The organism is Ohtaekwangia sp. (genome assembly GCF_036568665.1).
Classification (GTDB): Bacteria; Bacteroidota; Bacteroidia; order Cytophagales; family Cyclobacteriaceae; genus Ohtaekwangia.
The window spans coordinates 17,368-42,733 of sequence record NZ_DATCSD010000152.1 but is presented as its reverse complement, the minus strand read 5'-3'; the positions used below and the strand labels follow the sequence as shown (position 1 = coordinate 42,733).

Below are 25,366 nucleotides of genomic sequence, written 5' to 3'. Positions count from 1 at the left end.
ATACTATCGCTTACCAGATACGAATACGATCTTCCGGTTTCTTATACAGTTTATCGCCCGGCTGAATGTTAAAGGCTTTATACCAGGCATCCATATTTACCGGTGCACCAACGGTGCGATACTCTGCCGGAGAGTGCGGATCGGTAATGATCAGCTGTGCTGCAGATTCAGCAACGATATTACTTCTCCATACTTGTGCCCACGCCAGGAAGAAACGCTGATCAGGCGTAAAACCATCAATCTTCTTGTTGGATTTACCCTGTGCTGTCATCTTGAAAGCTTCGTAGGCAGCATTCAATCCACCGAGGTCCCCTATATTTTCTCCGAGGGTAAGTTTACCATTTACGTGCAGGCTGTCTAACACGGTATACGCATCAAACTGCTCCTGTAATTTTTTGGCGCGCTCTTTAAATTTAGCAAGGTCATCCGCTGTCCACCAGTTGCGTAATGTACCATCTTTATCATACTGACTTCCGGAATCATCAAAGCCGTGTGATATCTCATGACCAATCACGGCACCAATAGCCCCGTAGTTAAATGCATCATCTGCATCGGGATGGAAGAACGGATATTGTAATATACCTGCCGGGAATACAATCTCGTTGTTTACCGGATTATAGTATGCATTTACAGTAGGAGGCGTCATGGCGAAGCGTGTCTTATCCACCGGCTTACCAAGCTGACTCACCATATCGTTATATGCCCACTTCTGTGCATTGCGTAAATTCTGGAAGAACGCCTGACTGCTGATATCAAGCCCTTCGTATGTTTTCCATTTTACCGGATAACCAATTTTAGGAGTAAATGCTTTTAGTTTATCGAGCGCTTTTTGTTTGGTTACATCGCTCATCCACTCCAGGTTCTTGATGCGTATCTCGTATGCCTTCACCAGGTTCTTGATCATCTCATCCATACGTGCCTTCGCAGCGGGCTTGAAATGTTTTTCTACATATAGCTGGCCGAGCAATTCACCAATGGTATTATCGGTGAGTGACGACATGCGCTGCCAACGAGGTGTCTGAAGTTTTTGTCCGGTAAGCGCTTGTGTATAGGCAAAACTTGCATCTACAAATGGCTTGCTCAGGTACGGTGCAGCTGAACGAAGTATATTCCATTGCAGATAGGTTTGCCAGTCTGCTACGGGAGCATTCTTCAATAAGCTATCGGCAACTGTAAAGAATCGCGGAGAGTTTACCAGTATACTATCCTGACCACCGGCTTTCAGCTTGGTTAATGTTTCCGGCCATTCGAAAGAAGGATTCTTCTTGCTGAAATCTCCCAATGAAAACTTGTTATAGGTTTTATAGGGATCGCGCATTTCTACCCGCGTCATCTGTGCAGAAGCCAGTTTCTTCTCGAATGCAAATATAGTTTCTGCTTTTTGTTTAGCGGTTGCTTCCGGTTCACCGGCAAGGGTAAACAATGAAATGATATAGGTTTGAAAAGCAGCCTGTATCTTTTGTGTGCGCGGGTCACTCTTCAGGTAATAATCACGATCAGGCATCGATGTACCGCCTTGTGCGAGTTGTACTACCATTACCTGGGGATGCTTACGATCCTGTGCTATAAAAAATCCAAACAGCGGATTGCCAGTCCCCTGCGTACGCTGCTGTATAATTTCATTCAGTATTTCATTTCTGCTTTTTACTGCACCGGCGCGAACAAAGTCTGGTTGTGCAGGAGTAAAACCGGCACGCTCAACGGCCAGGCTATCCATAGCCGCAGCGTAAAAATCTCCTACGCGTTTCTTTACAGAGCCAGGCGTTGCTTTTTTATCAACAGCAGCTTCGGCCAATATTTCGCGTATAGCCTTTACGTTGAAATCACGAAGAATGGTAAAGCTTCCCCACCGCGTTTCTTTACCGGGCACCGGATTGTTTTGCAACCATACACCTCCGGCATACTGCATAAAATCATTGCCGGGCCTGGTGGTAAAGTCCATGTTGGCCGGGTCTATAACTTTTGCTTTGGTGGCTTTTTCCTGCTGCGCATGGGCAGCTATACTTAACAGAATAACGGCTGCGGACAGAAGCGTGCGGGTGCAGGCTTTTTTGCAGCTACTTATAAGAAAATACGTCATAATGGTTTAGGTTAATACCTTTCAAAATAAGATGTGCCGCTCCATCTTATTCCGGATATTATGTAAAAGGCAAATTACTGCATTGAAGAGCGCTCAGCAGATTTGATTACGCTCTATTCGAGCCAAAGCAACGGGTGCCTTATGGGCAGATTGCGCAGTACTTCCGCATTCTGCGGCTGGTGATCATCGTGCTTCCACACGTCAAACCACTCCTGCTTTTTAAATACCAGTGCTCCAAAAAATAAGAAGGGCTGTGCCACGGGCCAGTACTCATCGTACATCACATCGTGCGGATAAGGCCACTGTGATTTGTCTTTTATATAGGGGTATAAAAATTCAATTCCTTTACGGATCGATCGTCCGTCCGCTATAGTATAATTCCAGAGATCGTGTTTACTGTCCGACAAAATATAGCAGACCGTGGCCATGGCATCGAGGTTAAAGATGGAGTAGCCGTAGGGCTTGGTGCGTTTAAGCTCCAGCGGGAAGCTGCCGTCCTGTGCCATCTGTTCTGGAAGCAGAACACTCCTATAGCGCTCGCGGCAAAAATCAAGTAACGTTTCGTTGTTGGTAAGTTTTGCAAATGCCGCTACCTGCATTACCCAGCATGTGCCGTGATTATTTTTAGCGTTCATCTCATCTTTACCATAGGCATGTGTAGTAAGCCATGTGAGGTAATCACTAAACCACTGTATCAATCCTTCTTTTGTTTTGCCGTCCAGTATAGCTGCCTTGTCCAGTATAGCAATGCCCCGTGCTACTTCGATGAGATGTATGGTATCAATTATACCAATGCCCCTGCCGGTGGCTCGTCCTTTTATAGCCTGTGCATATTGCAGGTTCGGATTCATGCGTGTATCGGCATTGATAAACCAGGCTTTGAGATGCGCTATAGCATGGTTCAGGTATTTTTTATCGTGTGTAAGTATATAGGCTGATGTGAGCGCTCCTATAATCCTGCTAAAGCGAATCATGGCTTCGCGATGGGCAGTGAAGTTGTTCGGGTTCGTCATGCCATCGCGCTGAATATAGGGGCCGGACAGATTAGTAGTATCCGGCCACCAATAATCTCCTTCCGAATAAAAATCGTGTTTACCACCAGCACTGCGTTCGCACACGGAAGCCGTTACTGTTACCGGCTGCTGCGCCATTGCCCAGGAGGCTTCCTGCATTACCTGCTCGCGCAAAACAGTCTTTACTTCCTCGCGCGACTGAGCATAGCTATGCAGCGCTATAACCTGTAACACAAAGCAGGCTGCTATATTTCGCCAACGGATATACAGGCGCATGGTATATATACTATTTAGCGAACACCGGTTCCAGTGGCGAGGCTATACGCGCAGAGAAATCGGTCAGGTACTGATCCCATGCTTCAGGCGTGGTGAGTATACCTGCCTTTTTCCAGGCAAACCCGGTATAGTATATTACTTGGTTTTGCTGAGGTTTTGTAATAACATATAGCTGACTGAGATCTTTTTTCGTTGTGCGATAATCCAGGTGACCGATTACATATTCAGGATCAATTACTACGCCCGTACCGATCTCCGAATCATCTATAGTCTCCCAATAGCGAAACCACGCTTTGGTACTATCTGCTTTTGTGGCACCTGTTTTCTCGTGCAAGGTTATACCAATCGTGCAGTTAGGCAATGCATCGGCACTGTCTATATGTACTGTTACTTTATATAGTTGATTTCCTTTGTCGATCGAGATCGTTTTCTTTTCGTTCACAGTTTTTCCATCCGCTGCCCACGGAGCATAGGTAAGCTCGAAGGTAGTGCGAAGTGGTCCGTTGGCCAGTACCCGGTACGTTGTAAAGTTCTTCGATACAAAGAGCGAGTCATGTACCCATACGCCTATACCTCCACAACCACGGCTCGCCCCTACGTGATACGGATCGTATCCTTCGCCATCATCTTTGTGATAGGAACCTCCATCTGTATTTTTCTTATACCATTTATCAATCACCGGATATGATACGCGCTTCAGCCAGCAATCCAGACCACTGGAAAGTGTGCCGCCCTTTTCATGTTCATCTACGAGGCGTTGTGCTTCGGGTCCGTATGTTCTGAATGCTACGAGTTCATTCTCCCAGGCAAAATCGTCAATACGCTCCGGCACAAATCTTCCGAAGGTGCGCTGCTCGGTTGCTGCAGGAATTTTATCCGTAACCGCCAGTTTGAAACTGCGTTGTTGCCCGCTATCAAATATAGCTTCAAACAAAAGTTCATCGGATATACTATCGCCATTGCTGTCTACGAACTGCTGCTCCAGGGGTGCTCCGTTTTCATCGAGTACTTTTACCGATTTCTTTTCCTCATCGGTAAAGGCGGCTAAATGCGCGGCCGATATAGTTACCACTTCATTTCTCTTTAATGGCAAGCTGTTCTTTACTGTAAATGATACCTCTTTACCTGTGCGCCCGCAGGAGAACACAACGCATGCCAAAAGAATTATACTGATTCGTTTCATATTTGCTGTTTATAAAATCACTCACAGTTTTTATACCGGGCTATATATATACTCTATTTCTTTTTCTTCAACCGATCATAACGCAACAATCCTTCAATATAGTAATAATCGGCATATATGATCGGTACATCTATTTCCGACTTGGCGGGTTTATGCCCTACACTGTGCATCAGTATAAAATTGTTGTTGGTGCCAACCTTTGCCAGGTATTGTGGTGTGCTCAGATTAATCAGAATTTCTTCGGCTGCCTTTCTGTAAGGTTCACCGTTCTTTGCATAGCCGCCTAATTCCAGTAAAGCCGATGCTGTGATCGCCGCAGCCGAAACATCGCGCTCTTCATTGGGAATCTGTGCATTGTAATCCCAGTAAGGAATTTTGTCTTTCGGTAAATTCGGATGGTGAAGTATAAAGGCAGCGATCTTCTCAGCTTGCTCCAGGTAACGTTTATCTTTTGTAGCGCGATAGGTTGTCGTATAGCCATAGAGGCCCCACGCCTGCCCGCGTGCCCACGCAGATTCATCAGCATATCCCTGGTGTGTTACACGGGCAATTACTTTACCGGTAAGTGTATCGTAGTCTACAACGTGATAGCTACTGTTATCGGCACGGAAATGATTTTTCAACGTAGTGTTGGCATGTGTTACGGCTATCTTATAGAAACTTGAATCGCCACTCATCGCTGTTGCCCAGAAGAGTAATTCGAGATTCATCATGTTATCGATAATTACCGGGTACTGCCATTTACCATGATCCCACGAACGTATAGTACCGGTCTTCGGATTGAAGCGTTTACTCAATGAACGCGCACCTTGCAGAAGTATATCTTTATAGGCAGGGTCTTGTGTAAGTCTGTAGCCATTACCAAAGGAGCAGAACAGTATAAAACCCAGATCGTGTGTATGCGTGTTGAATTTTTCATTCTCCAGTCCGGCAGTCCATTGTCGTGCGGCCTCTTCCCATTTTTTATCTTTACTATAGTCGTACATATACCACAGGTTGCCGGCATAGAAGCCACTGGTCCAATCGCGCGAAGGAACAGCATGGAGCGAACCATCCGGTTTTGTTGAACGCGGAAAGCGCGTTACATCGGTGTGCGTCTTCAAACTGTTTGTTAACTGCCGGGCTATTGTTTCAAAATCTTTCGCTACATCCAGCTTTACCCTGGCGGCAAAGGCAAATGCGCTTGCGATAAAAAGTACGAGTATAATTTTGCGTGCATTCATAAGCGATCTATACTATAGGATTTTTACAGAATGAAAAAAAGAAGCCGTGCTACCACGGACTTCTTTTGAACCAAATTAACCAATATGACTAGAATTATTGCGGGTAGCCTGTATTCTGTGGTTTGAGACTGGTGTTGAGGTCAATCTCAAACTGTGGCACGGGCATCAGCATATCTTTCTGTGTTGCTGCGTATCCCTTTCCTGTTAGCACCGGTAAAAATGTATCGGTACGCACCAGGTCGAACCAGCGTTGTCCTTCGAAGCAAAGCTCCAGTCTTCTTTCATTTAATATAGCGGCATGAAGCGCATCTTGTGTAAGACCTGCTAAATCCGGCAGACCAGCTCTGCGGCGAATACTGTTTACTGCTTCGTATGCTTCGTTACCATCTACCGGTTGATTGAGTTTGTTATAGGCTTCTGCATGGGCCAGCACTACTTCTGCAAAACGCATCAGCGGATAATTATTACCCGAAGTATTTGCTGTAAGAGATGTAGCATCCACCCACTTGTTACAGTAGTATTTGTTGTCGGTACCTTTTGTGAAATATACCGGCAGGCGTTTATCAGCAGGATCGAAGCTGCTATATAGTTCCGGTGTTGGCTGGAACGAACCGAATCCTCTGCCTTGCACGGGGTTATTTTCCTGTGCAAAGAAAGCGATCAATCCGCCACCTTGTCCACCGGAAGCACCGCCTACATAGTTTACATCAAATATATACTCCTTGCCATATTCATTGGCGATGAGGAATACATCTTTATACTCGGCCCACAAACCATAGCCCGATGAAGGGTTCATCAGCTCGGTTGTTTTCTCCAGTACTTTTGCATACTCCTTGCGTGTAAGGTATACACTGGCGAGGAATGCCTTTGCTGCACCTTTCGTTGCTCTTCCTAAATCTGCGCTGCCATAGGTAGCAGGTAATACAGCTTCAGCATCAGTGAAGTCGGTAATGATCTGCTGGTATACATCTTCTACAGATGAACGCTGCGGATAGGTGAGCTGATCGAGCGATGCTACTTCGTGTGTGATCAGCGGCACTTCACCAAAGAGGCGCACCAGCTGGAAGTAATAAAATCCACGGAGGAATTTTGCTTCTGCCACGATACGGTTGCGAAGCGTTTCATCCATCGAGATCAATGGGACGCGATCTATAACAATATTGCTGCGTGTTATACCCAGGAAGAAGTCCTGCCATGTTTCGCGCACCACTACGTTCTGCGGTGTTTGCACATAGTTATCGAGTTGTACACGATCTGCATTGTTGCTCAGCGGGAACATGTTATCGGTAGGGATCTCTCCGAGAATAACATAGTTACGTGATACGAACCCGTTTTGTTGAACGGGGTTATAAGCCGCAGTAAGTGCAGCCAGTGCATCACTCTTTGTTTTATAGAAATTTACAGGTGATATGAACGACTGGGGATTTTCTTCCAGCACATTGCAGGAGAATATCCCGAACGCAAGACCTGCTATATATAGTAACTTTTTCATACGTTGCTAATCATTTGTTCTTGTATATACCTCACTTAAAAACCAAGGTTCAATCCTACCAGGTACATCTTGGCAGTAGGGTAACTTCCATAGTCTGTACCCAGACTCAGGTTGTCCTGACCATAGCGGCTCACTTCCGGATCAAAGCCCGAGTAGTTGGTAAACGTGAGCAGGTTTTGTCCGCTCACATATAGTTTGGCATTGGTAATTTTGAAACGCTCCAGCCATGCACTCGGGAAATTATAGGCCAGCTGAATATTTCTCATACGTACATACGATCCATCTTCGATCTGGCGACTGGTTACCTGGTAAGGATACCCCACCGATGTAGCACGTGGTATAGTATTGCTCGGGTTAGTAGGCGTCCAGCGATCAAGCACGGCTGTCGACTGGTTGCTCACTCCGGTGAGTGATTCGAGCTCGAAGCGGTTTATGTTAAATATACTGTTACCCTGCACACCCTGGAAGAATATACTCAGATCAAAGCCCTTGTAGGAGAAGTTATTTGTAAAACCAAAGATATAGTTTGGTTGTGCATGGCCGAGTATAACACGGTCGCTGGCATTGATCACACCATCGGGCACTACATCTACAAAACGGCGTTCGCCTGGTTTGGCAGTCTTCTGTGCCGAAGCATCTATCTCTGCCTGGTTCTGGAATATACCATCGGTTATTAATCCGTAGAACACACCTATCTGCTGGCCTACACGCAGAATACCGGAGTTGGAAAGCTGCAAGTGACCACTGGCGCCACCGGAAGGTATATCGCCAGTTACACTGCCGAGATCAAGGATCTTGTTCCGGTTTGCCGAGATGTTGAAGTTGGTGGTCCAACGGAAAGCTTTATCAACATTCACTGTACTCACGGCAAATTCAATTCCGCGGTTCTGTGTTTTACCAATGTTTTGCAGCGATGTGCTATAGCCACTGGTAATCGGCAGCGACACGTTGTATAGCAGGTCTTTTGTTTTCTTCTGGTATACATCGGCGGTGATCTGAACGCGGTTGTTGATCAGCCCTATATCTAATCCTATATCAAGCTGCCCGGTGGTTTCCCATTTCAGGTTCGGGTTCGCAATACGGTTAGGAGAAAAACCGATGCTCAGTGCATTACCAAAGTTATAGTTCTGCGGCTGCAATGCACCCAGTGATTGATACTGTGGAATCTGTTGGTTACCGGTATATCCATAGCTCACGCGAAGTTTCAGATCGCTTACTGCCGATACGTTCGTCATGAATTGCTCATTGGAAATTCTCCACGCAACAGAGCCGGAAGGGAAGAATGCATTTTTGTTACCGGCACCAAAACGTGACGAACCATCTACACGACCCGTTAATGTTACCAGGTAACGACCATCGTAGTCATAGTTTACACGTCCTAAGTAAGAACGCAATCCCCAGTCATCCGCATTTGAAGAGCCCGGGTTGGTTTGCTGGGCAGTTCCCAGGTTGTTATAGGTAAGAATGTCGTTTGCAAAATTTTGTGCATTGGCCTGGAAGCCTTCGTTGTGTGCTTGCTGCAAGGTATATCCTACCAGTGCTGTAACTCTGTGCTTATCATTTATAGTCTTCCTATAGGTAAGCGTGTTTTCGTTCAGCCACTCACCATATTGTGAGCTGTTGATCGTTGCCGTTCCTGAAGTTCCTACACCGGCATATACCGTGCGAGGTATATAGGTGTTGATCTTGCCCTGCGACAGGTTTGTGCCGAACAATACTTTCAAGGTAAGCCCTTCTATAATGGTATATTCACCGGATATAGTTCCTAATAAACGAAGTGCTGTATTTCTGTTAGTAGTAAGTTTAGCCAGTGCTACGGGGTTACTGATCTTTATACCACCCGTGCGGTTATCAATGGTATAGGAACCATCCGCATTATATACCGGCACGGTTGGCGAAAAGTTAAGCGCCCCATATACTACACCGGCACCACTACCACCGTCACCATCTGAAGCGATCAGGTTAGTTACTGTGCGGTTTACTACAAAGCTTGTGCTCAGTTTGAATTTATCGTTGATCTGGCGATCGAGATTGAAACGGACAGCACCGCGTTCAAAACCGGAGTTTACTACGATACCATCCTGGTTAAAATAGTTACCGGATATATAGTATTGATTTTTATCATCGCCACCGGAAAATGATAGCTGGTAATTTTGCTGTGGAGCCGACTGGAATATTTCATCCTGCCAGTTAGTTCCTTTACCCAGTGCTGCGATCTGATCGTCTGTAAAAGCAGGAGCTTTCGGGAAGCCCGGTTTGCCTACGTTATCGGCATTGACGTTTGCTATACCTTCATTTACCAGCGTAGCAAGTTGTGTTGCATCGAGCATATCGAGTTGCTTACGCACTTTTTGCACGCCATAGTATGTTTCAAACTGCAATGTGTTTCTGCCAGGCTTACCTCTTTTGGTAGTGATCATCACCACACCGTTTGCACCACGTGAACCATATATAGCGGTGGCAGATGCATCCTTCAATATCTCCATTGACTCGATGTCGTTCGGATTTATATTCGGACCGTTTTCATTGCTGATCGGATATCCATCGAGTACATATAGCGGTTCGTTACCACCTTGTATAGAGTTACCTCCGCGAATACGAATGGTAACACCACCACCAGGTGCATTCGATGCCTGCGATACCTGCACCCCGGCCGCGCGACCTTGTAAAGCCTGCGCCATAGAAGTGATTGGTATAGCTTTGATGTCGCGCGCAGTTACCGATGATACAGAACCTGTAACATCCGATTTCTTCTGAGTACCATAACCAACAACAACAACTTCATCCAGTTGTGAGATGTCGCCTTGCATAACAACATCAACTGTAGACTGGTTATTCACGGCTACTTCCAGGGTTTTCATACCAATGAAAGTGAACACGAGTGTGCTGGAGGGAGAAGCACTGATCGAAAATTTACCGTCAGCATCGGTCACGGTACCAACCGTTGTACCCTTTACCAACACAGATACTCCCGGTAGCGGAGAATTGTCATCGGCCATTACCACACCTGTTATAGTTTGGTTCTGTGCCTGCACAACAACTGGGATCAATAAAAGCAAGGCTAAGAGCGGAGATAGCCAGGCTTTGCGATTGAGTAGAGCTTTCGTCATAAACGCTTTTTGTTTGGGTTATACATGACAGGATATAGAGTACTGCCATATAGAGTATGACGTAATCACTTTTTACTTCCCCTACTGCTCTAACATGGTGAAACATCGATTGCAAACCGATGTTGTGATTTTGCGCAACAATTCTCAACCGTTTGCGCAGTATATAAAGTATCCTTGAAAAAGTGCGTGATTTCAGTAAATCTCCCTATAGATCCACACACTGGAAGGAGACTTGCGAGGGGTATATTCTGCCTATGTTTTGAGTCTTCGAGAGACAGGTTTTGCGCAATATCTGTGCAATAAAAATTTTTTTTGAATAGATGATTTATATGCAGCAACAACAGAAATGTATATCGTACTGCGCGGTAAGCGTGATGATTAACTGTTAATAATACACCAATAGCTGAGAGCTTAAAGTTGAAAGCAAAAAGCATAAGGAGTATATCCCAAACTCACTTTCTACTTTACGCTTTTAGCTTTCAGCCTCTAGTGCTTGCTTCGACTCTTCTGAAACTCATCTGAGAAAGATGGCCTGTCGTTACCTATATCTTTTGTAATGATTACCACTACTCCGTTCCTGCCCTTCTCTCCATATTGCTTGATGGCTTCCTGATCTTTTAACACCTGAATAAATTTGATCTTATCCGGATCAATCTTCTTCAGGCTATCGTACGGAATTTCTACAACGTTGTTCACTACATAAAGTGGCTGAGGATGCAGAGTGGGTTGGAAAGATTGCCGCACAGCCAGTTTGGTGGCAGTGCTATCTTGTGCTTTTGCAAACAAACAAGAAGCTATAATGAAGATACCGATCATTCCATATTTCATATTCGTGGAGTTAAGTAAAGAAAGCTACTGTAAATTCATGAGTAATTCAAAAAGTGCACGACAAAATCAAACGTAACACACATCTCTGCGAAGTAATCCTTCGTTAACTTAGCATCTATAAATTTTTAAACGTTGAACATCATCCTTCCCCACCATGAAAAAAATTATCATCACCACCGTCATTGCTATTATTGCCAGTCACGTGTATGCACAACCTAAAGAGATCTCCCGTAACTGGACTTCATTTTTTCAATCGGCCGATGCATCATTCTTAAAGAAGAAAGTGAAGTTTAAAGTATCAGCATCTGCCAGGGTTATCACTGCCGACTCCACCTCCAGTGCTGGTATATGGGTTCGGGTTGACAATAAAAATGGTGAAGTAGGTTTTTTCGAAAACATGTCGGCCCGGCCTATACGCGCAGCGGAATGGCGCACGTATATTGTAGAAGGCGAGATGGATGCCAATGCAGACAAGATATACTTTGGAGGACTGTGCCAAAACAATGGGAAATTTTACTTTGACAATTTTGAGTTCTTCGTGCAGAACGATGCCGGTAAATTTCAAAAAGCTCCTGTAAAGAACGCAAGCTTTGAATCGCAGCCTGCCAAAAATGTTATACCCGATTGGAGTGAAGGTACAAATGCAACAACGCCTGTGCGTGTAAAAGAATTTACATATACCGCGGCACCGGAAGGAACACAGGGTAAATATTCTCTGCTTGTTGAGGGAAAAGGTATACAACGCGACACTACCTACCTGATCGGTCCGGTAAAAGGATTTACACCGCAGATAGGTACATTAGTTACGATGTTGAACAATCTGAGTTCGCGCGTGGAGAATGCAGTAAAATTACTGAACCAGGAAGAAACCGATTACCTGATGGACGACAAAGCCAATCGCATAGGAGCTTTGGTTATGCACCTTGCTGCAGCCGAAGCATATTACCAGGTATATACTTTCGAGAACCGCGAATTTAATGAAGAAGAAAAAAAGAAGTGGCAGGTAGCACTGGATCTGGGAGAAGAAGCCCGCGAACAATTTAAAGGACACGATATCGACTACTATCTTGCTATATATCGGGAAGTACGCAAGAAGACCATTGAGGAGTTACAGAAGCGCAATGATGCATGGCTTGCACAGGAACGTCCCGGAGCCGACATCAATAATCATTTCTGCTGGTTCCATGTTATGGAACATCAATCCAGTCACCTCGGCCAAATTCTGTTAATGAAAAAGCGGCTGCCCAAGCGCGAAGAAAAACAGCAGATAAAGGTAGAGCGGGATCAGTAGTGTATGTATAGTATATATCGGATGATAAGAAGACCAGGGTTCTATGTTAACCGGCTTTCTAAATAATATATCTAACCGATCTTCGTTACTATCCTTACCGGTATGCATTATAGAAAGAAACTCCCTTGAGGAGACTTTTGTAATGTTACATCGGCAACCTACCTATCAATTTTATGAGACATCTATTATCGATAACATGTATACTTGTTATCCGCCTTTGCTACGGCCAACCGATTCATTCTGCAGACAATGCTCTTTTTCAAGTCAAAGAGTATAACAAGATAGGTTATATGGATGCATCGGGCGTCATGATTATTAAACCTATATTCTTGAATGCAGGTGAATTTTCCGAGGGAGTTGCCCCTGCCCGTATCCATGGAGCCTACGGATATATAGACAGAACCGGCAACTTCGTGATTCAACCTCAGTTTGACTATGCTTTACCTTTTGCAGAAGGGCTCGCGCTGGTTTATAAAAACGGTCGGCCTTTCTTTATCAATCGCCAGGGTATACCTGCTTTTGCTTTTTCCTTTCCGCATGCAACATCTTTTAAAAACGGAAGAGCGATGGTGCGAACCGCCAGTAAGAAATCCGGATTTATCAATAAGCAAGGAGAGCTTTTTATTGATACAGTTTATTCACAAATCAACAGTTTTGTAAAGGGCGTGGCTGTTGTAGAAGGTATCCATCATCATCTCTATAGTGATAAAGAAAAAGGGATACAGAAAAACCTTGAAGTGGGAGTTATCGATTCACTCGGCAACTTTGTTGTACCATACGGCCGATACAAAGAGATTGGAGATTATGCCAATGGCTATTTCAAAGTAGAGATACCGGCAGAGCCATGGGATTCTGTTGAAGGATTTACAGCACAAACCGGATTTATAGATCGTAACAATACTCTGGTGCTGGCCAAAGATCATCGAAATAATTCCTGGATCGGAGACAACCTGTCTTGTGGAATAGCAAATATACACCTGTATAAAAATTGGTTGCCGGAAGAAGACGGAACTTCGTTTACTACCGAGAAGAGTTATATGGGATATATCAACCTGAATGGCGAGATCATTATTAACGATACAACCTATAAATACGCCAGTGATTTTTATGATAACCGTGCCTTTGTTAAAAATGACAATTGGGAAAGTTACCTCATCAACACCCAGGGAGCGCTTGTAACAAAAACTGTTTTTCAGGATGTATTCGATCCCGGCTTTAAAGATGGATTCGCCTTTGTAAAAGTAAATGATCAGTGGGGGCGCATTGATACATCGGGCAACTTCACCATCAAACCATCATTCAATTCTATAGAACCTCCCGGCATGATAGAAGATTATTTCTTCTTTACAGGAAATAATACAACACTTACCGGTGTTGCCAATGCCAGCGGTAACATAATAATAGAACCCCAATTAGAACAATATGACTCGAGAGGTTTTCGTAACGGACTACTTTTTTGTGTGATAGACCGAAAGTTTACCTATATCAACAAGGAAGGTAAAATTATCTGGCAGGAATCTGGCGAACAAAATCAATCTGTCAATTTCAATATCGACTTTATGAATCGTGGCTACTTCTGTGCTTTTTCCAAGCGCCATAAAAACGATTTGGGTGGATTTGGTGGTTCCGACAATTCTCCCAAAAAAGTAGCGAAGGGAAATCATTTCCCGGAGAGCGGTCTCCATGTTATTGTGCGGCCTGACGAGAAACGACCCATTGGCAGTTACCCCGGTATAGCAGTATATATTGTTAATGCAACGAAGAAATCCGTTCTGTTTGATGCACAAGACAGTCGCCTGTATATGTTGGTGCAGGCACGCGATACCAATGGCGAATGGAGGGATATTGAATATTTACCCAGCAGCTGGTGTGGCAATAGTTACCACACGTTAACACTGGATGCCCATAATTACTGGGAATTTACAACACCTGTATACGAAGGCGATATCAAAACCCGGCTTCGCATTGCACTTACCTATATAGACAGACCGAAAAAACGCGGTGAACAAAATACAGTCACAATATATAGTAATGAATATGAAGGCAGTATAAATCCGGGCCAGTTTTGGCGAAAAGAATCATACTATCCGCATGGCATTATGGATCCGTATAATGATTAGTATATAACAGATCGCTTATACTAAAAAAAATCTACCCGGACTTATTAATCATTTATACTTTCATATGGACCAATTCCAGATCGCTCCAGGCTATATAAACTATTTTTCAGCGATCTGCTTTATAAAGACTTCGTCTTCAGCCATTTTGTTTACCACAGATAAACACAATAGAATAAAAGGTGAAAACGAAATTTGAGCCTGCAAATTTTACGAGTGCAGGAATAAATTAAATATACTTCGGAAGTGTCATGCCATGACACTAAATCCAGAATTTCCTCAGAATCTATTTTTCTTATTGCGCTATAAATTATTTGCTGTTGCAAATGCAATAGCACTATAGCTATAGTCATGACGAAACAATCGTTTACAATTCTTTTTTGCGCGGTTATGCTTTTCGCTGGCATACTATCGCACTGTACACACGATCCTCTAACTCCTTTGGAAGAGGCTCCGGTTATGAGTTTCAAAGATGATGTACAGCCGCTTATAATTTCAAACTGTACACAAGCAGGATGCCATGGACTGAATGGACGGGAATTTCAATTAATAACCTACGATGATATAGTCGCCAAGGTAAGTGCCGGCAAACCTCACAGCAGCAAGCTATACAAAGTTATTACTGCGAATGCTCTAGGAGCCATGCCACCCAAGCCCAACCCCCACATGACCGACACTGAAATCAAAACTATCTACTTGTGGATTGCGCAAGGGGCTACTAATAACTGATGTCATGAAAAAAATATATTCAATAGCACTGCTACTGTTCATACTTAGCATCCTTTTCTCTTGCTATAACGATAATCTGTCCGAGTTAACACCATCATCAGGAGTAAGTGGCGGATCATGTGATACAACGGGGGTGATGTCTTATAGTGTAAACATTGCTCCTATACTGAGAAGTAATTGCGGGAGTTCCAATTCCTGTCACAATCATAACAATACCAGCGGGTATGATTTATCCAGTTATACAGGCGTTTATTCGGTTGCCGTAAGCGGAAAACTGATAAGCTCAATAACCTGGACAGGCTCTGCCACCAGGATGCCCGAGAACGGCTCTAAAATGAACTCCTGCAACATTATCAAAATTCAAAAATGGGTCGATGCAGGTGCATTGAATAACTAAATCTTCTTATCATAAAAATTCCTGCACGATGAAATGCTTAACCGGCTTACTCCTTTTTCTTTTCCCATTGATGGCCTGGGCACAAGACGACATGGCGTTGTTAGAAGAAAAAGACAGTGTAAAAGAATATGTCAGTGCTACATTTAAAGGTACACGCATTATTAATTTCCAGAGCGTAGAAGTACCTGGTAAAGGTGTTTTGGAATTTATGATTCAACATCGCTTTGGCGATATAAACGGTGGGGCTAACTCCTTCTTCGGATTAGATAATGGCGCAACAATACGTTTTGGTCTTGGATATAGTATAAATGGAAGACTGGAAGTAGGTATAGGGCGCACGAGTTATGAGAAGCTTGTTGATGGCTATGTAAAATACAGACTGCTAAGGCAAACAGAAGGATCAGGAATGCCCATCAGCATGACTTTGATGGGAGCTACATACTGCACTACAGTACAAGATCCGGATGCCGTTGCTAATGGCTATAACAAGTATCATTATTTTGGCGACCGTTTAAGCTATTCGTTTCAAACGATCATTGCCCGCAAGTTCTCGGATGTATTCTCGCTACAGATAAATCCCATCTTCATACACTATAACCTGGTGGATAATATCAGCGACAAAAATAATGCGCTGGCCGTAGGCTTTGCAGGTCGCTATAAATTCAGTAAGCGAATGGCTGTTACACTGGAGTATGGATTAAAGTATAATTCCTATACTGCGCAAACATACTATAATACAATGGGTATCGGATGGGAGATCGAAACCGGAGGCCACGTGTTTCAAATGTTCCTCACGAACTCAAGTGGTATCGTAGAACCACAATACTTTTTTCACACAGCCACTTCGTGGAAAGATGGTGGCATTCGCTTAGGCTTTAATATTTCGCGAGCATTTAACTTTTAACAGAAAATGAAAACACTTTGTTTTAGTTTACTATTGTCGTGCCTTTACCTCTCCGGCCATGGCCAGATCTTTATAACCACCACTGCCAAAGTGCAATTCTTCTCAGAAACCCCTCTCGAAAATATTTCTGCCATCAACTCAAATGTGTCTTCTTTGATTAATACCAATACCGATTCTGTATTGGTTCGCATGAAGAACACAGCATTTGTATTCAAGAATGCATTGATGCAGGAACACTTTAATGAAAACTATATGGAGAGTACAAAGTATCCTATTGACAGTTTTCGGGGAAAGATCAATGAGAATATAGATTATGCGAAAGACGGAGTGTATTCTGTAACAGCTACCGGAACGTTTATGCTTCACGGTGTTGAGAAGACAACAACTATTCCGGGTACGTTAACTATAAAAAATAATGTTATTCACCTGGATGCCGAACTGATGGTTCATACAGCCGATTTTAAAATTGAAATACCCAAACTGGTCTTCTCCAAAATTGCAGAAGATATTAAAGTAAACATGTCGGCAGATTATAAACCTAAAAAATAAATTCGGTTGCCCCGTAACTGTTCACATAAACCTTCAGCAGCTATTTCATTGGGAAAAACAAGCGAAAAGCAGATCCTTCTCCGAATGTACTTTGTGCCGTAACATAGCCGTGATGGTTGGCCATTACGCGTCTTACAATGGCGAGGCCTATACCGGAGCCATTGGAGGTGGTTTTGTTGAGGCGGTGAAATACTTCGAATATCTTTTGTTTATGCTGTTCGTCAAAACCGATTCCATTATCGACAACGGAAATTTCATAATACATTTCAGATTCCGCCTGGTCAAATACTATACCTGTATCTTCTTTTGTAACCAACCGACAAGTAACACGAACCACCGGTGGTATATTTTCCCTGCTAAACTTGATGGCATTGGAAAGCAGGTTGAGAAATATCTGTATCAGTTGAAAAGATATACCGCTGATAACCGGCAGATCGGCAACGTATATCTGCGCGCATTTTTCCTGTACAATCAGTTCAAGATCGTTCCAGGCCATATACACTATTTTATGAAGGTCTACTTCTGTAAAAAATTCGGTGCCTTGTTCAAGCTGCGAGTATGCGAGCAAATCTTCCATTAACTTTTGCATGCGCGCAGCACTGCCGGAGATCTTTTCTGAATACACCAGTACCTGCTCCAGTGGTTTATCCGGTTCACGCTGCCTGCTGGCGAATACCTGTATCTTACGGACAGGCTCTTTCAGATCGTGACTTACCACATACGCGTATGACGACAATTCGGTGTTGAGGCGTTGCAGTTCCTTGTTCTTCTTTTCCAATTCAGCTGCGTTGAATCTCAACTCATCATCTATCTTCTTTTTCTCGGTGAGGTCGCGGGTAACCTTCGAGTACCCTATAATTGCACCTTCGTTGTTGTGCAGTGCAGTAATTACTATACTGCCCCAAAATTTGGAACCATCTTTACGCACACGCCAACCTTCGTGCATAGCCCTGCCGTTGCGGGCAGCCTGCTGCAGAAGTCTGTCAGGTAATTGGTCGGCTACATCTTGCGGAGTATAAAACACTTTAAAACTTCGCCCTACAATCTCGCTCTCTTTATATCCTTTAATATACTCTGCCCCGGTATTCCAGTTTTGAATTATACCGTTGGTATCCAGCAATAATATAGCATAGTCTTGCACTTCCGAGATCATCTTGTGATAGCGCTCCTCACTCTTCTTGAGATCATCGTTTGCCTGTCGCAATTCCTCTGCTACTACATTGAGCCGGTCTTGTGCTATCTTTTGATCGGTAAGGTCTTTTGTTACTTTCGAAAATCCGAGTATATCTCCATTATCACTGCGAAGTGTTGTAACCACAACGTTGGCCCAAAAGCGACTGCCATCTTTACGAATGCGCCAGCCTTCATGTGTAATGGTTCCCCACGCTATAGCTTGTTGCAGCAGGCGCCCCGGCAAATCTGATTCTTTATCTTCTATTGTATAAAACACCCGAAAGTTTTTACCGAGTATTTCTTCTGGCGAATAACCCTTTACTTTTTCAGCTCCTTTATTCCAGTCCTGAATGTTACCGTCTTTATCGAGCAGTATAATAGCATACCCTTGTAACTCCGAAACCATCTTATGGTATTTCTCTTCGCTGCGTTGCAGCTCGTCATTCTTTACGTGCAGTTGTTCCACGTAGTTGCTGAGCTTGTCGTCCAGCATCTTTCGCTCGGTGAGGTCGCGCGTTACTTTTACAAATCCTTCAACCTCTCCATTGTCGGCATGTATAGCGGTGATGGTAATATTTCCCCAAAAGCGAGCACCATTTTTCTTTACGCGCCATCCTTCGTGTGTAGCCTTACCCACTGTTCGGGCCTGCTCCAAGAGTATATCAGGCAATTTGGTTTCCTGATCTTCTACCGGGTAAAAAATACGAAAACTCTTCCCTATAATTTCTTCAGCCCTATAGCCCTTTATATTTTCGGCACCCCTGTTCCACGATGATATAATCCCTGCCTTATCCAGTACTATAATGGCATAGTCTTCTACTTCAGCGATCATGCGGTCAAACCTGTCATCGTTGATTTGAAAAGGGGGAACAGAATTTTTCACAAGCATTTCAAAACTCCTTTTTTACAGCGAAATGATCGGGCATCTTTACCATTGCTGCATCTGATTTCTTTTCAAGATAAAAGGGAATCGTTCCTTTGTTTTGAAGAAGAAGAGACAAAGTTTTCGAATAAAAAAGCTCCGAAGGTTAAGCGATCGCAACGTAAATAACCGTGCCCATCGCTGCTATATACATGGCATCAATGACCGGTAAATATCCGGTGCTTCTTATTGCGGGCAACAAGCTCTATGGCCGATAGCAGGGTTGCACGGTTAACATTCTTTTCGGAAATAGATCGTAGAAAATCTTTCAGATCCAGAAAGCTGGTAGGTTTTTCGTAAAAGCACAAAGCTCCTTTATCCAGTGCCTTACGCCCATCATATACAGATGATGTTGTTGAAAACATAATAACCGGCACATCCGCAAAACGATCGTTCTTCTTCAGGTAGTCGAGCACTTCCCAGCCATTCATTTGCGGCATGTTTATATCCAGAAAAACAAGATCAGGATTATCGATACGGTTATTCTCAATCTTCTTCACCAGGTCAGAACCATCGTTTGCCCAACTGCAAATGGCAGCAGGGTTAACATCCTTTAATGCTTCACAGAAAAGATCAGCATCGTCCTGATCATCGTCTACCAATAATATCTTCTTTAGCATAGGGGGCGAGGGGAAAAAATGCCACAGGCTCTTGCAGCCATTCTACTAAGATGCTTTAATCGCGCAAAGATCAGGCGAAAAAAGTGCTTAACGGTTAATTTACGGGTAATACGTTGTTATACCTATATAAACAGAAAAATAGATGCGTTCATTCCAGTGAGTATGCCTGCCGCATAAGCGATATTATACCTGCGCTTTGAGCTAATTTCATTTTTTTTATGAATCGCCTTTCATCTTTTCTGCTGAGTTTGTTACTAACTAAAAGAACACATTGGCTGCCGATAAATTTCTGATTGTATACTTCATCTGTTTTTGTAGTAAGCAAGTCATACTACTACTTTGAAACATTCGGCTTTCTGCAGCATAGCGTGTGACAACACAGCTGAGATGTGGCATCAACCGAAATGACGAAAAAAAAATAGTGGAACGATTGCCAGCAAAACTTTCCCTATACCTATAAACATATACCTATAGATGGCAGACATACAGAACCACTAAAACATTTTGATGAGGTATTTGAGTTTCTTAAAGAGCATTTCAAGTCTCGCGGATAATTTTTTTTCATGGTATATATTTGCTCAAGTCCAATAGGCTGTATAAGATAGAATATTTACCTGATGTTTTTTAGTGCATTCCATAGTCCGCTCCGGGGCCGCGAGGCCTCGCATATTCCACCCGGTCTGCATCCAATCCGCACGCACCCATTGCCTGACCGAAGATTGGATGAGGCCCGGTTGAAATATGCTGGAAGAGTTTTAGCCTGCGTCTGGTTGGTATTGAAATTCTATGAGTTGCGTGCGCACATCCGACAACTCATCATAATAATCAATCAGTATAGCAGCACCTGATGGAATGGTATAGCGTTTAATCAAAGTACATATCTCTTCAGCACCTGCGAGATCTATTCCCATCAAATCAAAAATAATTCTGTCAGACCATGAGAGCTCCGTAAATAAGCTTACCTTTTTCCGCTGTGTCCAGGCAAGTGAACAGATTTTAGTATCCGGAGTAACGCGATCATCGATCGCCAATTTGGAAATTTCACTATGAGGATTTGCATTACGCGATATATACCGCTTAACCAGCAGCGGGAAAAGCAAGCTACGCCAACGGCTCTCCTCTATATGCCGCACATAACGAAAAGATTTATCGGGCTCAACACCCGGATAAATTCTCTCCCCGGTTAATATAGGAACCAACTCAAAGAGCAGCTCACGAAAATATGCACCTTCCGGCAACCTTATTACTACTATTTCACCGCGATGTATAGTAAATGGAGGTATATAAAACTCCCTGAGCTTTATTCCTTCTGAAGTTATCAGTTTCACGTTTCAGCTCAACCAAACTTCAGGCCAATTCATTTTTAGCAGAACATTCTCCTACACAACGTACCCACGTATAAACGTAAACACATTATATCATCACATCTGCCACCGGTTTACTATCCACGATCTGTTCGAAGCTCACAATCCTGCCATGCTCCAGTTTCCAGAGATGTGCTACACGAGCCTTGAAAGATTTACCGGTAGCCTTATATGTTCCGGAATATGTACCGTACGCTATCACGCGATCATCAGACGCTACATAATCTTCCACCGTAAGTTTATAGTCTATCCACTCGCTGCCTAAACGACTGAACACATTTTTTGTTATAGCATCTATACCTATATATGTGCCAGCATAGGGGAAGCCCTGTGCTTCCGTCCAGCGGATATCTTTAGAAACATGCAACGCCAGATTTCTGCCATTCTCTTCCGAAGTCTTTCCTTCGTAAGTGCTTTTTATAATTTCCAGGTTTGTCATAGCTATATCCGTAGCCTCGCAGCCACACAAGCAATATGTGGCTACAAGAAGTATACTATAAAAAAATGCTTTGCTTTTTACCATTTCATTTCACCGGTATTAACCTTTGCTCCTATTTGTAAAGCTATATCAAATGTAAGCGCAGGATATTTTGCCTTTAGCCTGGTGATCAGTTCTTCTGATGTTTTGCAGTTCTTGAGAATTTCTTCATAGAACTTTATATACTCTTTAGTATGCTGCACAGCTTTCATATCGAAAGGTGAATCTGACTTTGCATGGGCAGGTATAACAATCTCCGGACGCAGGCTCTCCATTTTTGACAGCACAGCCAGCCAGTTGTTGCGTGCCTGCGTAGTCTGTGCATCAGCCATCCATAAATGAAATGTAGTACCAAATACATTTATACCACCCACAACGGCTTTAATAGCCGGTATCCACACAAAAGATTTTTCCGCTGCACCATCGGCATTAATAATCTCAATACGTTCGCCATCTACCGTAAGCGTATTTGTCTTTAGCAATTGCGGCAGCACTACATTAGAAGTAATAGCTTTACCCAGGCGTTCTCCCCACACATCCAGCTTCTTTTGTGCTGTAGTTTTGATGTGTTCAATGGTGGGTACGGTAGCATATATAGTTGCCTCTGGAAAATATTTTTTAAATATCTCCGCACCGAAATAGAAATCAGGGTCGCCATGCGATACATAGATGGCTATTAATTTCTTCCCTGATTCTTTCACCTGTTGCGCTACACGTTCAGCATCTACCAATGTAAATTGTGCATCAACCAATATGGCTTCCGTTGGTCCGGCAACGATAACTGATGCCACTCCAAAACTGGTTTCGGCAGCATTATATACCTGCAGCGTTAGCTTCCCGGCATCGATCGTTTTAAAAGTTTGTGCTTGCATATTTATCAGTATTAAGTTGAATAATAAAGTGAGTATTACAATTCTCTTTGAGCTCATAGCTTTTTTCCGTTTGCGCTACAAAGGGAAAGAATTTCGCCACGCTGCACATTGAACAAGTTCAATAAAGTGCCGGCCTATGCTCAAAAAACCTTGTAGCCCAACTGTGGTATATAGCTGATAAAGAAATTATGTATACTCGCAGAGAGATTACCCACCAGCGAATGAAAGCGTTGTTAAAAAAGCATATTCAAAATCGCGTTGCTATTTCCAATAGCGAAGCCGATAAATTCTGCGATCTGTTTGCGCAGCGTACCGTAAAGAAAAAAAGTTTTCTACTGCGTAAAGATGAAATTTGCCGATTTGAAGGGTTCGTTACAAAAGGATTGTTTCGCATATACCACCTTGACCACAACGGCTTTGAGCAGATACTATATTTTGCTATGGAAGACTGGTGGCTTACCGACATTGATAGTTTCAATAATCAAACACCATCACAACTATTTATAGAAGCGCTGGAAGATTCGGAAGTGTTATTGATATCGAAAGAAGATAAGGAGTATGCATACGAGAACATTGCTGGCATAGAAAAACTCTTCCGCACCATGACGCAAAAGACGCACACTGTATTGCAAAGAAGAATGATCGACAGCATGAGCAAGTCTGCATACGAGCGCTATATAGATTTTATACAAACAAACCCCGGCATTGCTCAACGCCTAACCAACCTGCAGGTAGCTGCATACCTCGGCATAAGCCACGAGTTTCTAAGCAAGATCAGGCGAAAAATCCAGCAACAAGGCCAAACATAAACACGCATCAACATACACACCTAAACACGTAAAAACCTGTACTCTTCCTGCACAATCCATTTACCACCCTGATGTTGCCCGATGAGAGAGATCGTATCAAACATCAACTCCGAGGGTATACTATATTTCGTTAACTGATCGAATATAGCATCCGTACACGTTGCGTTTCGCGGGTGCATCAGTGTTATATGAGGTTGATGCAGTCGCGGGGGCTGATGTATTCCCTTCAATACTTCTCTTCGTAAAGTATGGAATGCTTCATTGTTACCACGTGGCGGAATCAACACACCTTTGCCACCTTCAAATCGTTCCACCGGGTTAAACGCAATACGAAGCGGAGCGCTCCACTGTAGTGCATGTATATTATCAATAACTTTTTCTATCGGGGTAATTTCATCCTCACGGCAAAGCGTAACGTGCGCAGCGATCAGCGCATGTTGCTGTGGATTGAAGGCAGCACGTATCTTTTCAATCTCTTTTGCACCGTGCGTAACAAATAGTGTGAGTTGTTGTCGGGTGCTTTGCATTTATAGGGAGTATATATTCCTACGCATAACCATCAACTATTGCGTTTATGAATATAGACACCTACAAACAAAACAGCGAGTAGCAAGCCTGCACTGCCTATCAAAACAAAAAGCTTGTTTTGCTTGGGCGAATGATCTGCATCGGCAGGACCTCGTCTTAAAGGATCTTGCACGAGAGCAATTCTTTGTTCAATTAATTTCCCGTTATAGCCATACTTCTCGGCCAATCGATAATCTTCCAACGCATCTTCATAATGACCTGACAGGTATGCTATATTACCCAGATCAAAAAGCAACTGCGCTACAATCTTGTCGTTCGATTTAATAAAGGAAATTCTTTCGTTTAGCTGATAGTATAAAGCAAGTGAGAGTACGCCAAGTTCCTTTTTAGTTAATTCGGATGTTGGAAATTCGTCATCACCAAAATCTGCGTTCAGTAAATGTTGTGTGGTGATATAGGTTTCGCCTTTGATCTTGGCTTCCAGAATTTTTACGTGGATCCATTCAGAATTGTAATGCGAAGTGCTGTCAATTTCTACAGCACGTTTAATCCACTTTAAGGCATTTTCATTATCACCCATAAGCTCGTAAGCAGTGCCTATATTAGAAGCAGTGGCGTATCGGCCAGGTTGCATTTTCTCAATTTCAAGGTATAGATCGATGGCTTCTTTATACTTGTTAAATATGATCAAAATAACACCTTTGTCGGATAAATAGTCGAGATCATTCGTTGCCCGGTAAAGGCTATCCAATTCCCGGATGTTTTCGATATCTAAATCATAAGAATAAAAATCATGACCATAGGGAACATTAGTCTGTGCATCCTCATACAGAAGCATACCATTTTTGAGAACCATTGTTTCTCCATTCAGGCAGGCGTAAGTGATATTGAGTGAAGTGATGAACAAGACTATTGCCAGGGTAAATCTATACTTCGTAATTGTTCTCATATACCAAGGGGAAATTTTAATCGCGTCAGCCTCGGGGACAAATACCCGGGCCATGGACGATTATTACAAATATATAATTCTTATGATTTAAACGGTTGCACCACTAAACTTTAATACACCTACATCTCCCAACCGGGTGATTGACGCGAAGGTATACACTTCGTAGATTACTCACTGATTCAAAACACATAACTACTATGGAAGCATTACTGGTCAGCTACTTTATTGTATATGCCATACTCCTGATATTGACTACCTACTTAATTTATACCCGGGCGGTAAAAAACAAAGAATCGCTTTTGTGGTTGTTGTTGATCTTTACTCTGCAACTTCCCGGTATTATCATATACTTTATAGTGAGAAAGGAGAATAGAAAGTACCCTGCCAGAACATAGATAAAGTTCTATTATGAGCAGCGTCTCCCGCCCTCGGGGACTCCGCTATACCATAAGCACTATC

21 protein-coding genes are annotated in these 25,366 nt (G+C 43.3%); 7 read left to right on the top strand and 14 right to left on the bottom strand.

Translation table 11 applies throughout. From position 1 onward, the window contains the following. Positions 1–10 precede the first annotated feature (10 nt). The 7 genes from VIN08_RS08695 to VIN08_RS08665 form a co-directional block, all read right to left on the bottom strand. Positions 11–2,080 carry a M13 family metallopeptidase gene (locus tag VIN08_RS08695; RefSeq protein WP_331963228.1) on the bottom strand — a complete coding sequence of 690 codons (2,070 nt, stop codon included), beginning with the start codon at positions 2,078–2,080 and terminating at the stop codon, positions 11–13. 113 nt (positions 2,081–2,193) lie between these two features. Continuing rightward, the gene (locus VIN08_RS08690; protein WP_331963225.1) at positions 2,194–3,369 is read right to left on the bottom strand and encodes an alginate lyase family protein; all 1,176 of its coding nucleotides are present in this window, start codon (positions 3,367–3,369) and stop codon (positions 2,194–2,196) included. Between the two features lie 10 nt (positions 3,370–3,379). Beyond that, positions 3,380–4,552, bottom strand: coding sequence for a DUF4861 domain-containing protein (locus VIN08_RS08685; protein WP_331963222.1), 1,173 nt, complete (start codon positions 4,550–4,552; stop codon positions 3,380–3,382). 53 nt (positions 4,553–4,605) lie between these two features. After that, a complete protein-coding gene (locus tag VIN08_RS08680) occupies positions 4,606–5,775 on the bottom strand; it encodes a glycoside hydrolase family 88 protein (RefSeq protein WP_331963220.1) in 1,170 nt (389 codons plus the stop codon). Positions 5,776–5,869: 94 nt separating this feature from the next. After that, complete coding sequence (locus tag VIN08_RS08675) at positions 5,870–7,267, bottom strand: RagB/SusD family nutrient uptake outer membrane protein (RefSeq protein WP_331963218.1); 1,398 nt, start codon at positions 7,265–7,267, stop codon at positions 5,870–5,872. A gap of 35 nt (positions 7,268–7,302) precedes the next feature. Then, entirely contained in the window at positions 7,303–10,377 is a 3,075-nt protein-coding gene (locus VIN08_RS08670) for a TonB-dependent receptor (protein WP_331963215.1), read from the bottom strand. A gap of 486 nt (positions 10,378–10,863) precedes the next feature. Next, positions 10,864–11,205: a hypothetical protein gene (locus VIN08_RS08665; RefSeq protein WP_331963212.1), complete on the bottom strand. Its 342-nt coding sequence runs from the start codon at positions 11,203–11,205 to the stop codon at positions 10,864–10,866. A gap of 154 nt (positions 11,206–11,359) precedes the next feature. Between VIN08_RS08665 and VIN08_RS08660 the strand changes: the two genes are divergently transcribed. The 6 genes from VIN08_RS08660 to VIN08_RS08635 all read left to right on the top strand — a co-directional run bounded on the left by VIN08_RS08660 (position 11,360) and on the right by VIN08_RS08635 (position 17,192). Beyond that, positions 11,360–12,496, top strand: coding sequence for a DinB family protein (locus VIN08_RS08660; RefSeq protein ID WP_331963210.1), 1,137 nt, complete (start codon positions 11,360–11,362; stop codon positions 12,494–12,496). Positions 12,497–12,786: 290 nt separating this feature from the next. Beyond that, positions 12,787–14,616, top strand: a complete 1,830-nt coding sequence (locus VIN08_RS08655) for a WG repeat-containing protein (RefSeq protein ID WP_331963207.1) — start codon at positions 12,787–12,789, stop codon at positions 14,614–14,616. A 387-nt stretch (positions 14,617–15,003) separates the two neighbouring features. Next, entirely contained in the window at positions 15,004–15,342 is a 339-nt protein-coding gene (locus VIN08_RS08650) for a hypothetical protein (protein ID WP_331963204.1), read from the top strand. Between the two features lie 4 nt (positions 15,343–15,346). Further along, positions 15,347–15,739 (top strand): hypothetical protein, encoded by a 393-nt coding sequence (locus VIN08_RS08645; protein ID WP_331963200.1) that lies wholly within the window; start codon positions 15,347–15,349, stop codon positions 15,737–15,739. A 28-nt stretch (positions 15,740–15,767) separates the two neighbouring features. After that, on the top strand, positions 15,768–16,643 hold the full coding sequence (locus VIN08_RS08640) for a DUF5777 family beta-barrel protein (RefSeq protein WP_331963197.1): 876 nt from the start codon (positions 15,768–15,770) through the stop codon (positions 16,641–16,643). Between the two features lie 6 nt (positions 16,644–16,649). Beyond that, positions 16,650–17,192, top strand: a complete 543-nt coding sequence (locus VIN08_RS08635) for a YceI family protein (RefSeq protein ID WP_331963194.1) — start codon at positions 16,650–16,652, stop codon at positions 17,190–17,192. Between the two features lie 40 nt (positions 17,193–17,232). Here VIN08_RS08635 and VIN08_RS08630 read toward each other — a convergent pair whose 3' ends face one another. The 5 genes from VIN08_RS08630 to VIN08_RS08610 form a co-directional block, all read right to left on the bottom strand. Further along, entirely contained in the window at positions 17,233–19,197 is a 1,965-nt protein-coding gene (locus VIN08_RS08630) for a PAS domain S-box protein (protein WP_331963191.1), read from the bottom strand. 248 nt (positions 19,198–19,445) lie between these two features. Continuing rightward, on the bottom strand, positions 19,446–19,907 hold the full coding sequence (locus VIN08_RS08625) for a response regulator (protein ID WP_331963188.1): 462 nt from the start codon (positions 19,905–19,907) through the stop codon (positions 19,446–19,448). A 755-nt stretch (positions 19,908–20,662) separates the two neighbouring features. Beyond that, on the bottom strand, positions 20,663–21,235 hold the full coding sequence (locus VIN08_RS08620) for a hypothetical protein (RefSeq protein ID WP_331963185.1): 573 nt from the start codon (positions 21,233–21,235) through the stop codon (positions 20,663–20,665). Between the two features lie 85 nt (positions 21,236–21,320). Continuing rightward, positions 21,321–21,710 carry a nuclear transport factor 2 family protein gene (locus tag VIN08_RS08615; protein WP_331963182.1) on the bottom strand — a complete coding sequence of 130 codons (390 nt, stop codon included), beginning with the start codon at positions 21,708–21,710 and terminating at the stop codon, positions 21,321–21,323. 77 nt (positions 21,711–21,787) lie between these two features. Further along, positions 21,788–22,621, bottom strand: coding sequence for an MBL fold metallo-hydrolase (locus tag VIN08_RS08610; protein ID WP_331963179.1), 834 nt, complete (start codon positions 22,619–22,621; stop codon positions 21,788–21,790). 188 nt (positions 22,622–22,809) lie between these two features. Between VIN08_RS08610 and VIN08_RS08605 the strand changes: the two genes are divergently transcribed. Next, positions 22,810–23,430 (top strand): Crp/Fnr family transcriptional regulator, encoded by a 621-nt coding sequence (locus tag VIN08_RS08605; protein ID WP_331963176.1) that lies wholly within the window; start codon positions 22,810–22,812, stop codon positions 23,428–23,430. A 20-nt stretch (positions 23,431–23,450) separates the two neighbouring features. Here VIN08_RS08605 and VIN08_RS08600 read toward each other — a convergent pair whose 3' ends face one another. After that, positions 23,451–23,957, bottom strand: a complete 507-nt coding sequence (locus tag VIN08_RS08600) for a 2'-5' RNA ligase family protein (protein WP_331963173.1) — start codon at positions 23,955–23,957, stop codon at positions 23,451–23,453. Between the two features lie 32 nt (positions 23,958–23,989). Continuing rightward, positions 23,990–24,907, bottom strand: coding sequence for a hypothetical protein (locus VIN08_RS08595; protein WP_331963170.1), 918 nt, complete (start codon positions 24,905–24,907; stop codon positions 23,990–23,992). Positions 24,908–25,366: the final 459 nt, after the last annotated feature.

Coding starts and splice junctions, on each gene's coding strand:
- VIN08_RS08635 (WP_331963194.1), top strand. CDS start 16,650: ATGAAAACACTTTGTTTTAGTTTACTATTGTCGTGCCTTTACCTCTCC.
- VIN08_RS08640 (WP_331963197.1), top strand. CDS start 15,768: ATGAAATGCTTAACCGGCTTACTCCTTTTTCTTTTCCCATTGATGGCC.
- VIN08_RS08650 (WP_331963204.1), top strand. CDS start 15,004: ATGCTTTTCGCTGGCATACTATCGCACTGTACACACGATCCTCTAACT.
- VIN08_RS08605 (WP_331963176.1), top strand. CDS start 22,810: ATGTATACTCGCAGAGAGATTACCCACCAGCGAATGAAAGCGTTGTTA.
- VIN08_RS08675 (WP_331963218.1), bottom strand. CDS start 7,267: ATGAAAAAGTTACTATATATAGCAGGTCTTGCGTTCGGGATATTCTCC.
- VIN08_RS08690 (WP_331963225.1), bottom strand. CDS start 3,369: ATGCGCCTGTATATCCGTTGGCGAAATATAGCAGCCTGCTTTGTGTTA.
- VIN08_RS08645 (WP_331963200.1), top strand. CDS start 15,347: ATGAAAAAAATATATTCAATAGCACTGCTACTGTTCATACTTAGCATC.
- VIN08_RS08660 (WP_331963210.1), top strand. CDS start 11,360: ATGAAAAAAATTATCATCACCACCGTCATTGCTATTATTGCCAGTCAC.
- VIN08_RS08630 (WP_331963191.1), bottom strand. CDS start 19,197: ATGATCGCTGAAGTAGAAGACTATGCCATTATAGTACTGGATAAGGCA.
- VIN08_RS08695 (WP_331963228.1), bottom strand. CDS start 2,080: ATGACGTATTTTCTTATAAGTAGCTGCAAAAAAGCCTGCACCCGCACG.
- VIN08_RS08665 (WP_331963212.1), bottom strand. CDS start 11,205: ATGAAATATGGAATGATCGGTATCTTCATTATAGCTTCTTGTTTGTTT.
- VIN08_RS08610 (WP_331963179.1), bottom strand. CDS start 22,621: ATGCAAGCACAAACTTTTAAAACGATCGATGCCGGGAAGCTAACGCTG.
- VIN08_RS08600 (WP_331963173.1), bottom strand. CDS start 23,957: ATGCAAAGCACCCGACAACAACTCACACTATTTGTTACGCACGGTGCA.
- VIN08_RS08615 (WP_331963182.1), bottom strand. CDS start 21,710: ATGACAAACCTGGAAATTATAAAAAGCACTTACGAAGGAAAGACTTCG.
- VIN08_RS08595 (WP_331963170.1), bottom strand. CDS start 24,907: ATGAGAACAATTACGAAGTATAGATTTACCCTGGCAATAGTCTTGTTC.
- VIN08_RS08625 (WP_331963188.1), bottom strand. CDS start 19,907: ATGCTAAAGAAGATATTATTGGTAGACGATGATCAGGACGATGCTGAT.
- VIN08_RS08655 (WP_331963207.1), top strand. CDS start 12,787: ATGGATGCATCGGGCGTCATGATTATTAAACCTATATTCTTGAATGCA.
- VIN08_RS08680 (WP_331963220.1), bottom strand. CDS start 5,775: ATGAATGCACGCAAAATTATACTCGTACTTTTTATCGCAAGCGCATTT.
- VIN08_RS08685 (WP_331963222.1), bottom strand. CDS start 4,552: ATGAAACGAATCAGTATAATTCTTTTGGCATGCGTTGTGTTCTCCTGC.
- VIN08_RS08670 (WP_331963215.1), bottom strand. CDS start 10,377: ATGACGAAAGCTCTACTCAATCGCAAAGCCTGGCTATCTCCGCTCTTA.